This is a genomic window from Streptomyces sp. NK15101 (genome assembly GCF_020400725.1).
Taxonomy (GTDB): Bacteria; Actinomycetota; Actinomycetes; order Streptomycetales; family Streptomycetaceae; genus Streptomyces.
Window position 1 is genome coordinate 1 of sequence record NZ_JAINVG010000123.1, and the last position, 15,147, is coordinate 15,147.

13 protein-coding genes are annotated in these 15,147 nt (G+C 72.7%); 3 read left to right on the forward strand and 10 right to left on the reverse strand.

The genetic code is table 11. From position 1 onward, the window contains the following. Positions 1 to 170 precede the first annotated feature (170 nt). Positions 171 to 1,652, reverse strand: a complete 1,482-nt coding sequence (locus K7G60_RS35825; RefSeq protein WP_225805142.1) for an MFS transporter — start codon at positions 1,650 to 1,652, stop codon at positions 171 to 173. A 106-nt stretch (positions 1,653 to 1,758) separates the two neighbouring features. On the opposite strand from K7G60_RS35825, the gene K7G60_RS35830 reads away from it, so the two are divergent. Beyond that, on the forward strand, positions 1,759 to 2,718 hold the full coding sequence (locus tag K7G60_RS35830) for a helix-turn-helix transcriptional regulator (RefSeq protein WP_225805153.1): 960 nt from the start codon (positions 1,759 to 1,761) through the stop codon (positions 2,716 to 2,718). A gap of 66 nt (positions 2,719 to 2,784) precedes the next feature. On the opposite strand, the gene pabB is transcribed toward K7G60_RS35830, so the two are convergent. Both pabB and K7G60_RS35840 read right to left on the reverse strand, forming a co-directional pair. Next, entirely contained in the window at positions 2,785 to 4,884 is a 2,100-nt protein-coding gene (gene pabB / locus K7G60_RS35835) for an aminodeoxychorismate synthase component I (protein WP_225805143.1), read from the reverse strand. 62 nt (positions 4,885 to 4,946) lie between these two features. After that, positions 4,947 to 5,783: a class I SAM-dependent methyltransferase gene (locus K7G60_RS35840; protein WP_225805144.1), complete on the reverse strand. Its 837-nt coding sequence runs from the start codon at positions 5,781 to 5,783 to the stop codon at positions 4,947 to 4,949. A 228-nt stretch (positions 5,784 to 6,011) separates the two neighbouring features. Here K7G60_RS35840 and K7G60_RS35845 point away from each other — a divergent pair, with 228 nt between their 5' ends. Further along, positions 6,012 to 7,967 carry a helix-turn-helix domain-containing protein gene (locus K7G60_RS35845; protein WP_225805145.1) on the forward strand — a complete coding sequence of 652 codons (1,956 nt, stop codon included), beginning with the start codon at positions 6,012 to 6,014 and terminating at the stop codon, positions 7,965 to 7,967. Between the two features lie 174 nt (positions 7,968 to 8,141). Here the strand turns inward: K7G60_RS35845 and K7G60_RS35850 are convergent, their stop codons facing one another. The 7 genes from K7G60_RS35850 to K7G60_RS35880 form a co-directional block, all read right to left on the reverse strand. Further along, positions 8,142 to 9,311, reverse strand: coding sequence for a transposase (locus tag K7G60_RS35850; RefSeq protein WP_225805146.1), 1,170 nt, complete (start codon positions 9,309 to 9,311; stop codon positions 8,142 to 8,144). A gap of 237 nt (positions 9,312 to 9,548) precedes the next feature. Next, complete coding sequence (locus tag K7G60_RS35855; protein ID WP_225805147.1) at positions 9,549 to 9,893, reverse strand: nuclear transport factor 2 family protein; 345 nt, start codon at positions 9,891 to 9,893, stop codon at positions 9,549 to 9,551. Beyond that, positions 9,890 to 11,149, reverse strand: a complete 1,260-nt coding sequence (locus tag K7G60_RS35860; RefSeq protein WP_225805154.1) for a flavin-dependent oxidoreductase — start codon at positions 11,147 to 11,149, stop codon at positions 9,890 to 9,892. Before K7G60_RS35860 ends, K7G60_RS35855 begins: the two co-directional genes overlap by 4 nt. Positions 11,150 to 11,252: 103 nt before the next feature. After that, positions 11,253 to 11,930 carry a phenazine biosynthesis FMN-dependent oxidase PhzG gene (phzG, locus tag K7G60_RS35865; protein WP_225805148.1) on the reverse strand — a complete coding sequence of 226 codons (678 nt, stop codon included), beginning with the start codon at positions 11,928 to 11,930 and terminating at the stop codon, positions 11,253 to 11,255. A 15-nt stretch (positions 11,931 to 11,945) separates the two neighbouring features. After that, the gene (locus tag K7G60_RS35870) at positions 11,946 to 12,782 is read right to left on the reverse strand and encodes a PhzF family phenazine biosynthesis protein (RefSeq protein WP_225805149.1); all 837 of its coding nucleotides are present in this window, start codon (positions 12,780 to 12,782) and stop codon (positions 11,946 to 11,948) included. Positions 12,783 to 12,916: 134 nt separating this feature from the next. After that, positions 12,917 to 13,252 carry a hypothetical protein gene (locus K7G60_RS35875; RefSeq protein WP_225805150.1) on the reverse strand — a complete coding sequence of 112 codons (336 nt, stop codon included), beginning with the start codon at positions 13,250 to 13,252 and terminating at the stop codon, positions 12,917 to 12,919. Positions 13,253 to 13,286: 34 nt separating this feature from the next. Next, a complete protein-coding gene (locus tag K7G60_RS35880) occupies positions 13,287 to 13,775 on the reverse strand; it encodes a PhzA/PhzB family protein (protein WP_225805151.1) in 489 nt (162 codons plus the stop codon). Between the two features lie 255 nt (positions 13,776 to 14,030). On the opposite strand from K7G60_RS35880, the gene K7G60_RS35885 reads away from it, so the two are divergent. Beyond that, positions 14,031 to 15,147, forward strand: a 1,117-nt coding sequence (locus K7G60_RS35885; protein ID WP_225805152.1) for a 3-deoxy-7-phosphoheptulonate synthase, incomplete at its 3' end; no start/stop codon positions are given.

The window sequence follows — 15,147 nt, forward strand, 5'->3', positions numbered from 1 at the left end:
CTCCCCGATCCATTCCGGTACCTCGCCGAGCAGTTGGCGGCCCATCAGCACCTCGTAGGGATCGGTACCGGGTGACCCGCCGACCCGGATGCGTGCCGTCACAAGACCGGCGACTGTCATGGGGGCCTCGTTCTCTGGTCGGTTGGCGGACGGAGGGCGGAGGTGGCCGGTCAGGCCTGGTTCCCGCGCGGCAGCTTCAGTGCCGCCAGCGCGCTGACCAGGGCCCCGGCCGTGACGAGCAGCGCGGTCACGAAGACGGCGTGCGCGGCGGAGTCGGTGGCGCCGCTGTCGGCCGCGCTCAGGTACACGCTGCCGTAGGTCGCCACGCCGAGCACCTGGGCGACCTGGGCCGTGGTGGTCATCACGCCGCTGGCGTCCGCCGCGTCGGAGGGCTTGACCCGGGCCAGCGCCACGGTGAGGAGCGGGCTGGTGATGTAGCCCATGCCGATGCCGACCACCAGCTGCAGGACCGGGAGCGCGATGCCGCCGTGCCCGCCCCCGCGCATGTCGAAGCCGATGCCGAGGTAGCCGAGGGCGGCGACCACGCACGCGGTGGCGATCATCGGCCGGTGGAAGCGCTCGGGCACCTTCTGCCAGGTGAGGCTGCCGGTGGCGACGCCGATCGCGAGCGGCGCGAACGTCAGGCCGGTACGGGTCGCGGACTCGCCGAGACCGGACTGCATGTGCTGTGAGAAGGCGAACAGGAAGCCGGCGTACCCCGCCATCGCGAAGAAGTTCGCGGACGCCCCGGAGACCAGACCGGGCGTCTTCAGCACCTGGGCCGGGACCAGCGGCGCCCCGCCGCGGCGCGCGACCGCGCGCTCGACGAGGGCGAACACGACGAGCACGGGGGCCGATGCGACGAGGGAGACCTTCATCCACAGCGGCCAGTCCTGCTCGTGGCCCATCACCAGCGGCACGACGAGCAGCAGGAGCGCGGCGGTCAGCGTGATCAGGCCGGGCAGGTCGAGGGCCTTGGGCTTCGCGGGCTTGCCCTGCGGCAGCAGCCGCAGCCCGGCGATCACCAGGACCACGCCCACCGGCACGTTGATCAGGAACACCGGGCGCCAGCCGGCGCCGAACAGGTCCGCGCTGACGAGGAAGCCGCCGGCGACCTGGCCGACCACGACGCCGAGGCCGATGACGGCCGCGTACAGACTCAGCGCCCGGCCCCGGGCGGCGCCTTCGAAGCGCAGCTGGATCATGCTGTAGATCTGCGGCATCATCATCGCCGCGCCGACGCCCTGCACCACGCGCGCGCCGATCAGCGTCGCCGGGTCGGGCGCGAGGCCGCAGGCGAGCGAGGCCGCGGTGAAGGTGACGAGGCCGAACAGGAACATGGTGCGGAAGCCGTTGCGGGCGCCCAGGCGGGCGCCGGTGACCAGCAGCGTGGCGTAGGCGATCGTGTAGCTGGAGACGATCAGCTGCAGGGCCGAGCCGGTGGTGCCGAGGTCGGTGCGGATGGTCGGGGTGGCGACGTTGACGATGGTCGAGTCGAGCAGGGCCATGAAGACCGCGCCCAGCATCACGACCAGCATGCGGTTGTTCTGGCGATGGCGTGCGGCGGCGTCCGGGGACGACGGTTCGGTGGCGGTGGGTTGGGCCGTGGCGGGGTGTGCCGTGACGGGCCGGCTCTGTGTCGACTCACTCATGACGGCGATGATCCTGGTAGCCGCATTCGGGTACCAGATATCCAGTTATCCCGGTACTGAGGGTATCTGGCTACGCTGCGGAGCCGTCCTGCACACTGGGGTGGTGATGCCCACCGACCCCGCCCCCGCGCCCGGCCCCGCCCATGGTTCCGCGAGCGTTTCCGCAGGTGGCGACGGGAAGCGGCGCTCCGAACTGGGCGCGTTCCTCAGGCTCCGCCGGGAGCGCATCGACCCGGAGGACGTGGGCCTCCCCCGGGGCACCCGCCGGCGGACGCCCGGGCTGCGCCGCGAGGAGGTCGCGCAGCTCTCCGGCATCGGCGTCGCCTGGTACACCTGGCTCGAACAGGGCCGGCGGATCAACCCCAGCGTCCAGGTGCTCGACGCGATCGCCAGGACGCTGCGGCTCGACCGGACCGAGCGCGACCACCTCTACCGCCTGGCCGACGTCCCGGGCGTGCCGCCGGACGTGTCGGCGGGAGCGCCCCAGCCGCCGGAGCACCAGACCATCCTGGACGCCCTGACCCCGCTCCCGGCGACCATCGTGACCGCGCGCTACGACGTTCTCGCCTTCAACGACGCGTACGCGGCCCTCGATCCGGGTCTCGCGCTGCTGCCGCCGCCGGACCGCAATGTGCTCCGGCACCTGTTCACCGCCGAGGAGCACCTGCAGCCGCTCGTCGACTGGGAGCGCGAGATCTCCTTCATGGTCGCCCAGCTGCGGGCCGAGTCCGGCCGTCACCTGGGCGACCCGCACTGGACCGAGTTCATCCGGCAGCTGTCCGAACGGAGTGCGCGCTTCGCCGAGATGTGGGCCAGGCACGAGGTCGCCTCGTCGGTCACCCGGCGGAAGGCCTTCTGGACCGTCGACGGCGACCGGCTCAGCGTGATCGCGACGGGCTGTGCGATGACCTCCGCCCCCGGGACCAAGATGTGGATCTACACGCCCGACGACGAGGAGACGGAGCGGCTGCTCGGCGAACTCGTCGCCCGCTACCGGGAGACGGGTCCCGCCGGCCTGCTGGAGCAGGGCGCCCGGACCGGCCGCGGCCGACGGGCCGGCCGGTGACACCGACGGCCCGGCCGGCCGCCGGCCGGCGCGGCCCGGCTCGGCCACGGGCCGGCGCCACCCGGTTCAGCCGCGTACCGACTTCTCGCGGCGGCCCGGGAACTCGGCGCCGGTGAGCATCAGGAGCGGGGCCGACTTGACCGCCGTCTCCTCGAACTCCGCCTCGGCGTCCGACAGGGCGACGATCGCCCCGCCGACCCCGTAGCGGACGCGCCCCGGGGTGAGCACCGCCGTGCGGATGGCGACGCTCAGGTCCGCCGCGCCGGACAGCGAGAAGTAGCCGATGGCGCCGGAGTAGACCCCGCGGGGGCCGGCTTCGAGGCGGTCGATGATCTGCATGGTGCGGATCTTGGGAGCGCCCGTCATCGATCCGGCGGGGAACGCGGCCCGTACGCAGTCCACCGCGCTGCGGTCCGGGCGCAGCCGGGCCCGTACCGTGCTCACCAGCTGGTGCACGGTCGCGTAGGACTCGACGGCGAAGAGGTCCCTGACCTCGACCGAGCCGAGCTCGGCGTGCCGGCCGAGGTCGTTGCGGACCAGGTCGACGATCATCAGGTTCTCCGCGCGGTCCTTCTCGTCGGACCGCAGGTCCGCCACGATCGCCGCGTCCGCCTGCGGCGTCGCTCCGCGCGGCCGGGTCCCCTTGATCGGCTTGGACTCGGCGACGCCGTCCGCGTCCACCCGCAGGAACCGCTCGGGCGAGGTGCTGAGCACCGACAGTCCCCCGAAGCGCAGCAGGGCGGCGTACGGGGCGGGGCTGAAGCGGCGCAGCGCGCGGTACGCCTCCCAGGGGTCGAGGTCCAGGTCGGCCTCGGCCAGGTTCGTGAGGCAGACCTCGTACGTCTCGCCCGCGGCGATCTCCTCCTGGCAGGCGTCGATCAGCCGCAGGTACGCGTCGCGGTCGTGCCGCAGCCGGATCCCGGAGAGCGAGGCGGGTGCGACCGGGTCCACGTCGGGTTCGCCCGCGATCGACTCCAGCGCCCGTCCGGCGGTGCGCAGCCAGTCCCGGGCGGCCGTCTCGTCGCCGTCCTCGGCCAGCGCCAGGAGATGGGTGGTGCCCGTGGCGTGGTCGAGCACCACGGCCCGGTCGGCGAACACCATCGCGGCGTCGGCGTCCTCCGCCTGGTGGGCCGCGTCGGCGCCGCACTGGGCCTTCAGCTCGTAACCGAGGTAGCCGACCCAGCCCAGGGCGAAGTCGAAGGGGGTGTCGGGGAGTTCGGTGCGGAGGGAGCGCAGGTCGCGGTCGAGCCAGTCGAGGAAACCGCCCGTGATGATCTCCGAGCCGGTGGCCGAGTGCACGGTGACGGTGTGGCTGCACACGTCGGCCTTGGCCACCCGCGCGAGCGGTCCCGTCGCGTCGCCCATGACGGAGAAGCGGCCGGCGTCGGCGTCGGGCCTGCTGCTGTCGAGCCAGAAGGCGTTGTCGCCGTCGCCGAAGAGCCGGCGGAAGGCGGCCTCGTCGGTCCAGTCGGTGGGCAGCCGCTCCGTCAGGACGCGCAGGTGCCGCGGCTCGGCGGCGGGCGCCTCGGCGGGGGCGGCGGCGGGCGCCGCCGGCGCCGCGACGGGGTCCGGGCGGCCCCGGGCGGCGTGCCACTCGCGGGTGAGCTCCACGAAGTTGGCGAGGAGCTCGTGCCCGTGGCCGGTGAGTATGGACTCGGGGTGGAACTGCAGCCCCCAGATCGGCCGGTGCCGGTGCCGCAGCCCCATCAGCACGCCGTCCGCCGTCCAGGCGAGGGCCTCCAGCTCCTCGGGCAGGTCCGTCACGGTCAGCGAGTGGTAGCGCACCACCTCGAAGGGCGAGGGGATGCCCCGGAACAGATCGACGCCGTCGTGGAGCACCGGCGAGGTGCGGCCGTGGCGCGGCTCCGGGGCGCGGGCGACGGTGCCGCCGTGCAGCAGCGCCACTCCCTGGTGACCGAGACAGACGCCGAGCAGGGGAATGTCGGCGTTTTCGACAATGTCCTTGCAGATTCCGAAGTCGGCCGTCCGGGAAGGGTTTCCGGGGCCGGGAGAGAGCACGACATTGTCGAATTCGGCGAGCCGGGACGGATCCCACGCGGGGTCGTCGTTACGGATCACCACGGGTTCGACTCCACTCACCTCGGCGAGGTAGTGGTGAAGGTTGAAAGTGAAAGAGTCGTAATTGTCGATCAGTAGAGTTCGCACGGGTTCTTTCGCAACTCAGTGTGTTTGCACGGACCTTCGTGGACGGTGGGAGGCAGGCCCGCTCAGGCGGCCGGCCCGGGCGTCTTCGCCGCGTCTCGTCGCGTCGGTGCCGCCACGGCGATCTCGAAGAGGGTGTGCTCGACCGTGTCCTCGCCCTCCCGGTCCGTCCGGCCGCGCAGCGCCCGCAGTTCCCGGCCGCACTCGTCGGCGATCGCGTGCAGCGAGGCGAGGTCCCCGCGGTCGCTGAAGTGCAGCAGGATCCGCCCTCCGTCGGCCAGGTACGAGGGGGCCTCGGCGAGGAAGCGGCGGTGGGCGCGGTAGCCGGGGTCCACGTAGGCCCGCTCGTGCATGGTCTCGTAGCGGTAGGCGGACGGGGCCAGCACGAAGTTCGAGTGCCAGTAGACGGTGTCGAACCGCTCGCCGCCCACGTCATCGCCCGTGCCGCCGCCCACGTCATCGCCCGTGCCGCCGCCCGTGCCGCCGGCCGCGCCCTCACCCGTGCCGCCCGCCGCCAGTCCGTCGAACAGGTCGCTGTGGACGACCTTCACCCGGTCCGCGACCCCGTGCCGCTCCGCGTTCATCCTGGTGTTCCGCACGGCCTGTTCGCTGATGTCGAGGGCCGTCACCCGGTCGCAGCCCGCCAGCGCGGCGGAGACGGCGATGACGCCGGTGCCGCACCCGACCTCCAGGAACGAGCCGCGCCAGGGCGCCCGGTCCGCGTCGGTGAGGCCGAGCAGTTCCATGGCCACGCCGGTCGACGGCGAGAAGGGCGGTGCGAACACCCCGCCCAGCAGATCCCATTCGCGGCCCGCCATGGCGAAGGTCTTCGGCCGGTCCCTTCGCAGAAGTGACGCCCGGCTCCGTTCGAGCGACCGCACGTACTGGTCGACTTGGGTCATCTCGCCCCCTTTTCCCCGTGATGAGCGCCGCTCATCACGGCACCCCCAGAAATCGTTTCCGAGCCGGTCGGGACCCGGAAGGTGGCCGCACGACACCGCGCCGCCTCCAGGTTGTGCCGGGACACCACCGAAAACGCCACACCGCAGGTCGGCAACTTGATCCACTTTACGGGGAAACATAGGTTCGACGCAGACCGGCAAACCGCTCGAGACCACGGGGAAAGCAACATGGGGAAGAACGAAGCGTCGGTCGACGCTCCGGCACTGGCCGTCCTGGAAATGCTCGCGCGGGAGTCGCCGCCGAGTCACTTCGAGGAGCTCCTGCACCAGGGCCGGCGGCAGCCCCTCCCTCCGGAGCGGCTCGCCGAACTGGAGCGGGCGACGCGGCTCGCGCTGGACATCCACTCCTCGGCGAACCAGCGCCGGCAGCGCGAGGCGGTCATGGCCGCCCTGGTGGACACGGTCCACGACATGACCACCCCCTACGACCCCGACGGCCTGCTGAAGGTCATCACCAGCCGGGCCCGCCGGCTCATCGGCCTCGACATGGCCTACATCAGCCTGCGCAAACCCGACGGCGGCTCGTACATCCACAGCTCGGACGGCGACACGACCGCGCTGAACGTGGGGCTCGTGGTGGAGGAGAGCCACGGCCTCGGCGAGATGGCGCAGGACAAGGGCGCTCCCTTCTGGACCGCGGACTATCTCAACGACGATCGGATCCCGCACCTGGAGGGGGTCGACGCGGTCGTGCGCGCGGAGGGCCTGCACGCGATCATGGCGGTGCCGATCTTCCAGGGCAGCGAGCCCATCGGCGCGCTGTACGGCGCGGATCGCGTGGTGCGCCACTTCACGCCCAACGAGATCAGCGTGATGCGCTCCCTGGCGGACTTCGCCTCGGTCGCGCTGGAGCGGGCCCACCTCCTCGACCGCACGCAGACGGAGATCGCCGAGCTGGAGGCCTCGGGCCTCAAGGCGCGCGGCACCATCGCGCGGATGGCGTACCTGGACGACGTCCGCTCCCGGCTGATCGCCCAGGTACTGAACGGCAGTGACCTGCACGACGTGACGACGACGGCGGCCGAGGCGCTGGGCGCCACGGTCGCGGTGCTCGACGCGCACGGGCGGATGCCGGCGTCCAGCGGGGAGATGTCCGGCGTCGACGAGGCGCTGACCAGCAGGGCCACGCTGGAGACGCACGCCGCCCGCGGCCCCGTCGCCCTCTCGGAGCACCTGTGGGCGGCCCCCGTCAGCGCCGGCGTCGAGAACCTCGGTGTGGTGCTGCTCCGGATCACCCGGCCGCCCGGGCCGGAGGCCCAGCGGTTCCTGCGCTTCCTCGCGCAGGCCGTCGCGCTGCTGCTGGTGGTGCAGCGCAGTACGGCGGTGGCGGCGGGGCCGATCCGTGACGAGTTCCTGGAGGACCTGCTCGCCGCCTCGCCCCGGTCGCCGCACCGGCTCGCCACCCGGGCGCGCCAGTTGGGCCTGGACCCCGACGGGTCGTACGTGGTCGTCCTCGCCCGGCCGGAGGGCAGCGAGCACGGCAAGGCCGTCGTCTGGGCCTCCTCGTACGCCTACCGGCACTCCGGGCTCAAGACGGTGAACTCGGGCTCCATCGTGCTGCTGCTGCCGGGCTCGGACGCCTCGGCCGCCGCGCAGGCCGTGTCCGACGAGCTGTCGCCGCTCCTCGGCCGGCCCGTCACGGTCGGCGCCGCGGGCCCGGCCGAAGGGCTCGCCTCGGTCTGCGCGGTGCACCAGGAGGCGCTGCGCTGCCTCGACGCCATGATCGCCCTGGACGGGGCGGGCAGCGCGGCCTCGATGGACGACCTCGGCTTCCTCGGGCTGCTGCTCTCCGACGACCACGACGTCGAGGGGTTCGTCTCCTCGGTCATAGGCCCGGTCCTCGATCACGACGCGGAGCGGTCGGCCGGACTCGTTCCGACCATCGAGGCCTACTTCACCTCCGGAAACAGCCCGACCCGCGCGGCCGCGCACCTCCACGTCCATCCCAACACGGTCGTCCGGCGCCTCGAACGGATCACCGAACTCCTCGGGGCCGGCTGGCAGAAGCCCGGACGCTCGGTCGACATCCAGCTCGCGCTGCGGCTGTCGCGCGCCCGGGACGTCCTGCGCCGGCGACGCGAGTCCGCCCCGGACGCCCAAGGAGGCCCGCCGCGCATGTCCTGAGCCTGCCCGGCGGGTCGGGGCCGGGCGGCCCCGGGCCTGTCGTCGGACTCCCGCCTGCCCTCGGGGCCGCCCTGCGGGCGACTAAAGGAGTCCGACGACGGGAGTTCGACGACCGGAGCGCGGCGACCGGAGCGCGGTGACGGGAGTTCGACGACCCGAGCGCGGCGACCGGACCTAGGCCGAGGCCTCGTGGAAGTAGCGCTCGGCTCCCCGGCCGCCCGCCGTCAGGACCTCGACGGCGTGTGCCGCGGAGGCCAGGGTGATGTGGCAGTGCCAGCCCCGGAGGGACCGTCCCTCGAAGTCCCGCAGCCCGGCCCGGTCCCCGAAGCCCGACAGGTCCTGCGCCACCCGGCCGGTCAGCCGCGTCAGCCGCAGCAGCACGGACGCGGGGGCCTTGGCCATGTTGGTGACCCACAGCTGGGCGGGGGGCCGCCGGGGATGGTCCCACTCCCCGAGGAGGACGAGCCCTCGCTCGGTGTTCTGTTCGCCGCCTGGCAGGCCGACGCGCACCTTGGCGGCCGGCACGTGCCGGATGCCGGAGGGCGCCGTCGGGTCGGCCTGGCCGGCGGGCCTGCGCAGCCCCTTGGCCGAGGCGAGGATCCGCCGGGCGGGGAGCGCGCCCTGGTCGAAGCCGGGCATGGCCGCTTCCCGGACCGTGAACCGCGCCTCGCCCCCGATGCGTACGAGCACGGGCACGCCGGCCTCGTCGAAGCGGCGGATCACGGCCTCCGGGTCCCTGACGGGCGTGTCGAGCACGACGGGGCGCCGGTCCGCGTCGAAGAGGCGGGCGAAGTCCAGGGCCGCGGAGGTGGCGCACTCGTCCTGCGTCTCCCCCAGGAGCAGCCGCCAGGTCACCGGTGAGCTGGCCTGCTCGGAGGCGGACCACACGCCGAACGCCTGCTGTCCGTGGAAGGTCCGGTCCCGGTGGGGGTCGAAGCCCCGGCCCACGCCCACGGAGTGCCGGCCGGACTTGGGTATGGACAACTGCCGCACCACCCAGGCCTGCGGACCGATCATGCGGGCGACCCAGTCGGCGAGGGCCTCGCGCATCGGTGTCCAGTCCCAGGTGGAGTTGCAGATGAAGTGGTGCAGGCTCTGTTCCAGTGTCGGGTCGCCGAGGCAGGCGGCGACGTTCCTGATCGACCTGCGTCCCTGTGCGGCCAGCAGGCCCCGCAGGTACTGCTCGCCCTTGCGCCGCTGGTCCCTTCGCGGGAGCGAGGCGAACAGGGCGGCGCTCAGGTCCTGGATCACGAGTTCGCGGTCGGATCTGGTCTCCGCCGCCGACCGCTGCACCGGTATGCCGCCGCGGCGGACCGGCAGATCCCTTACGTTCCGTACAGACATGATCCTGTCAGCGGGAACGCTCACAGAAACCCCCTTCATGCACTGCTCCGACGGCTCTCTTGAGCCGCCTTCACAAGCCTGGCCGCCGGGGGCGCCGTGGACGAGGTACAGGGGCCACTCCGTCGCGCCGCCCGGTTGTCGTCGCGGCACAACGGGGACGGCCGGGGCGCCGGCGGGCGGGGCCCCGGCACCGGGCGCGGCCCGGCCCCGTGGGGGCCGGACCACACCCCCCGGCGGTCAGCCGGTGATCGGGCGGGGGTCGAAGGCCACGCGCTGCCGGACGATCTTGCCGTCCACCACGTGGCTCCAGGTGGCCACCTGGACCGGCGGGGCGACGCTGGTGTGCATCTCGAACCAGGTCAGCACGTCGGGGCCGTCGCTGAAGACCTTCTTGACGACGATGTCGGTGTTGATCCGGGAGGCGACCTCGATCTTCGCCCGGAACTCGTCGGCGCTGGTCGCGCTGCCGTAGGGGCCGACGAAGTCGACGTCCTCGGCGAGCACGGAGCGCAGGGTGTCGAAGTCCTTGACCTTCCACGCCGCGTAGTAGGCGGAGGTCACGTCCACGGGTTCGACCGTCATGCCGGTGTTGCCTTCCTGATCGGCGGGTGCAGCGAGGCACGCGCGTTGAGTTCGGCCACGTCGTTGCCGGTGGTGTTCCGGTAGGTGGTGGCGATCTTGGCGTAGATGCCGTCGGGGGCGGCCGCGCCGGAGGGTCCGGAGCCGTTCTTCGGCTTCGAGCGGTCCATCCTCCGGTTGGCGAGCACGACGGCGGTGGTGGCCGCTCTGCGCTCGTCCTCGTACGCGCGCAGAGCGGTGACCGGGTCGCGGGTCGTCGCGAGGGCGTACGCGAGGACGCGCGCGTCGACGACGGCCTGGGAGGCGCCGTTCGCACCGACGGGGTACATCGGGTGCGCGGCGTCGCCCAGCAGGGTCACCCGGCCGTCGCCCCAGCCCGGCAGCGGGTCGCGGTCGACCATCGGGTACTCCAGGACGTCGCGGGCGCCGGTCAGCAGCCCGGGCACGTCGAGCCGGCCGAGGTCCCAGTCGGCGAAGTGGGGCAGCACGTCCTCGACGCGGCCCGCCCGGTCCCAGCCCGCGGAGCCGTCGAGCGGCCCGGGCTCGGCGACCGAGACCATGCAGACCCAGTTGGTCAGCGAGCGGCCCCGGTCCGCCGCTTCCGGACCGATCGGGTAGGCGATCAGCCGGGCGCCGCGGCCGGCGTCCGCGTGGATCATGGTGCGGCCGGTGAGGAACGCGTCGGTCTCCGTGACGCCGCGCCACATCATGGTCCCCGACCAGTGCAGCGGGCCCTCGTCCGGATGGAGCCGGGCCCGTACCGCCGAGTGCAGGCCGTCCGCGCCGACGAGCAGGTCGCCGGCGACCTCCGTCCCGGCGCCGGTCCCCCGGTCCCGCACCCGGGCCCGTATCCCGTCCTCGTCCTGGTGCACGTCCTCGAAGGCCGTGCCCGTCCGCACGGCGTCGCGGCCGAGCCGCTCGCGCACCGCGGCGAGCAGCAGCATCTGGAGCTCGCCGCGGTGGACCGAGTACTGCGGCCAGTGGTAGCCCCGGGCGGTCCCGAGGTCCTCGCGGTGCTGGATTCCGCCCGACCGGTCGACCCAGACCATCTCGGCGGTGGGGACGCCGAGGGCGGCGAGGTCGTCGCCGAGTCCGAGCTCCGTCAGTTCCCGGACGGCGTGCGGCTGCAGGTTGACGCCGACGCCGAGGGGCCGGATCCGACGGGTCCGTTCGAGCACGGTCGCCTGGATGCCCGCCGCGTGCAGGCTGAGGGCGGTGGTCAGTCCGCCGATCCCGCCGCCGACGACGACCACGTGCAGGTCGCCGGCCGTGTTCCCGGCCGTGTTCCCGGGCGGGTGCTCGGGCGTGTTCTCGGGCAGGAGTTCCGATGTGTCCTCGGGCAGGTTCACGCGCCCCGCCCCCTCACGGCTGCAGCCGGGTGGTGCGCCAGCTCCGGTCGTCGAGCCGGTCGTAGCGGAGCCTGCGGTGCAGCCGGTCGGAGCTCGCCGCCCAGAACTCCACGGCGGAGGGCACCAGCAGATAGCCGACGAAACGCTCGGGGCGCGGCAGCGGTTCGCCGATCGCCTCCAGCCGCTCGGCCTCGGCGCGCAGCGCCGCCACGTCGTCCAGCGGATCGCTCTGGTGGGCGGCCGTCGACATCGCGTGCATGGGGACGGGACGACCGAACCAGAGGGCGTCGGACTCGGCGTCGCCGAGCTGCTCCACCCGGCCGGAGACGCTGATCTGCTGGGCGGTCTCGCGCCAGTACAGCAGTCCGGAGGCCCAGCCGGTCTCGGCCATCTCGCGGCCCTTCCGGCTGCTGGTGTGGCTCATGAACACCAGGCCGCTGTCGGTCACGCGGCTGAGCGCGATGATGCGGGTGGAGGCGCGGCCGCGGGAGTCGGCGGTGGCGAGCGAGAGGGCCTGCGGCTCGCGCACGCCGTATTCCCGTGCCCGGTCGAGCCAGGTCCGCAGCAGCGCCATCGGCTCGGGCGCCGGGGTGTCGTGCGCGTCGTACTCGGGGAAGTCGAGGTCGGTCTCCCCGCTGAGGGATTCGAACCTGCTGCTGTTGCCGGTGGTGGCGGGGGTGGTCGTGCTCACTGGAGTGGAGCCTCTCTAGACGTGGATGGTGCCGCGGGCGACGACGGCTCCCTGGCCGCCGACGTGCACCGTGCGGACGCGGTCTTCCGCGCCCTCGGCGTGCGCCCGCATCGGCGAGGGGCGACCCATCTCGACCCCCTGGAGGATCTCCAGGTCCTGCCCGTACGCGGCGAGTCCGTGCCGGGCGAGGTGGATCGCGAGGGGGCCTGCGGCCGAACCGGTCGCCGCGTCCTCGACCACGCCGTACGCCGGCGAGAACATCCGGGTCCGCCAGTGCGTGCCCGATCCGGCGAAGCAGTTGGCGGCCATGTCCGGGAAGGCGGACAGGGCGCGGTGGTCCGGGCGCAGGGCGGAGAGGGCCTCGACGCTCTCCAGGCCGACGAACACGTGGCGCGGGCCGTTGTGGTAGACCTCGACCGGGGTCACGGACGCGTCGACGCCGAGCGCCGCGAGCAGCTCCGCGCCCTGCTCGTACGGCTCCCATGTGGGGACCGGCTGCCGCATCCGTACGGCGGTGGAGTCGTCGTCCTCGTGGTCGAGCTCGAAGGGGATGACGCCCATGGCGGTCTCGAGGCGCAGCCGGTCCTGCTTCAGGGTCCGGCCGAGCGCGACCGCCGTGCCCAGCATCGGATGCCCGGCGAACGCCAGCTCGTTGACGGGCGTGAAGATCCGGACGCGTGCGTCGCCGCCCTGCTCGGCCGGGAGCACGAAGGTGCACTCGGAGAGGTTCATCTCGCGGGCGATCCGCTGCATCCGCTCGGCCGGGAGGTCGGCGGCGTCGAAGAAGACGGCCACGGGGTTCCCCTCGAGGGGCCTGCGGGCGAAGGCGTCCACAACCATGTAGTCGTGCATGGGTTCTCGGTTCTCCTGGAGAAGTCGTGCGGCGGAACGTCGCCGCGGGTCGCGGCCGCGGGCCCGGCCCGTTCCGACGCGAAGGGCCGGATCAGGTCCTGGGGCCGGCCCCGACGGGAAGGGCCGGACAGGCCCTAGGGCGCGAATGCCGGGCCGAGGCCGCCGAGGGCCGGAAGGGAGTGGAGGCCCTCGACGGTGGCCTCGATGTCGAACCGCGTCCGGTGGGTGGGCGGACGGCCGATCAGCTCCGCCGCGCGGTTGGGCGGCAGGGACCGGACGTCGGGGCGTTCGTCCTCCCACACCATGACCGCGCCCCAGCGGTTGTTGTCCCGGTCGGCCATCCAGAACTTCAGGCACAGCCCGGGCACGTCCGCCCAGGGGCGCACTGCGCCGTCCCGCAGGTGCTCACGCAGCGATTCGATGGTCTGCGGCGAGTCGTCAAGATCCCACCAGGCGATGTCGACCCTCATGTGTCACGCGTTTCCGTGCGAGGGGGCCGGCGGCTCAGGTGGGAATTCCTTCGCGCTTCACGGAGGGCACGGGAATTCCCAGCGCGCGGAGCTGCTGGTTGGGGTTCATGAACTCCCGTTCCCGCTTGATCTTTCCGTTCTCGAACTCGAAGGAATGGATGAAGTGGTTCTTGTAGTAGCCCTCGGGATAGCCGGGGAAGAGAATCTTCCCCTCGCCGTCGCACTCCACCCAGAAACGGTTGGGGTCCTGCGTCTCGTAGATCTCTACGTTCGTCCAGACCCAGTCCGGGAAGCACTTCAGCGACCACACCGCGTGCTCCCCGAGCCTGTCCCGGCCGTGGGTGACGATCGGCTCGCCGGTGTCCGTGGTCCACAGGCCGCCGCTGCCGTCCTCGGTGAACAGCAGATGGCGCCTGAGACGGTCCTCACCACGCGTGTTCATGTACTGCTCGACGATCGCCCGGTTGTGCCGCCTGAGCTCCACGTCGTCCTGGAACGCCTGCGGGCGCGCAGTCTCGGACATCACTGACCTCCGTACGTCTGGGGGTGTTCCGGGGTGCCACCCGGGGGCGGCACTGCTGGACTCTCTGCCGGACGTGCACCTTCCGCAACGACGGAAGGGGGATTCCGTTAAGTCGGGACAAGAAGCCGGCAATACGTGACGGAGTCCGCCCCCGCGGTTTCCCGCCCCTTCCCGGGGTCGGCGAGAGTCGATGCGCAGCCGCTGTCCGCCCCCACTTCGGAAGCGGCTGCCTCAATTCACCCTGGGAGGTATCAGGTGAACAATGTCCACGCATTCCTCCGCTCGTTGCCCGCGGTTCAGCAGCCGTCCTGGGAGGACCACCCGGAACTCGCACGGGTGAGGGAGGAACTCGCTTCCGCGCCGCCGCTCGTCGAAGCCGCCGAGACCGACGCGCTGCGCGCACGGCTCGCCGAGGCCGCCGCCGGCCGGGTGCAGATCATCCAGTCCGGCGACTGCGCCGAGGACTGGGCCGAGTGCAACCAGGGCGACGTCGCCCGCAAGGCCGGGCTGCTCGAAGTGCTCGCGGGCATCATGAAGATGACCTCGCACAAGCCGGTCCTGAGGGTCGGCCGGCTGGCCGGCCAGTACGGCAAGCCGCGCTCCAACCCCACGGAGACGGTCGGCGGCGTGGAACTCCCGGTCTACCGGGGCCACATGGTGAACGCCCCCGAGCCCGACCCGGAGCTGCGCCGTCCCGACCCCACCCGGATGATGACGGGCTACCAGTCCTCGCGCGCCGTGATGGAGTTCCTCGGCTGGGGCGACGGGAGCCGGCGCGCCCGGCCCGAGACCCCGGTGTGGACCAGCCACGAGGCGCTGCTGCTCGACTACGAACTGCCGCTGCTGCGCACCCAGCCGGACGGCCGGCTGCTGCTCGCCTCCACCCACTGGCCGTGGATCGGCGAGCGGACCCGCCAGGTGGACGGCGCGCACGTGGCGCTGCTCGCCGCCGTGGCCAACCCGGTGGCCTGCAAGGTCGGTCCCGGGATGACGGCCGACACGCTGCTCGCGCTCTGCGAGAAGCTCGACCCGGAGCGCATGCCCGGACGCCTCACCCTGATCGCGCGCATGGGTGCGGACACGGTGGGCGAGCGGCTCCCCGCGCTGGTGGCCGCGGTGCGCGCCGCCGGACACCCGGTGATCTGGCTGACCGACCCGATGCACGGCAACACCGTCTCCGGCCCCGAGGGGCTCAAGACCCGGTTGGTGAAGACGGTCGTGCGGGAGGTCGTGGAGTTCCACCGCGCGGTCACCGCGGCGGGCGGCGTCGCCGGCGGCATCCACCTGGAGACCACGCCCGACGAGGTCACCGAGTGCGTCGCCGACCACGACCGGATGCACGAGGTCGGGGAGAAGTACACGAGCTTCTGCG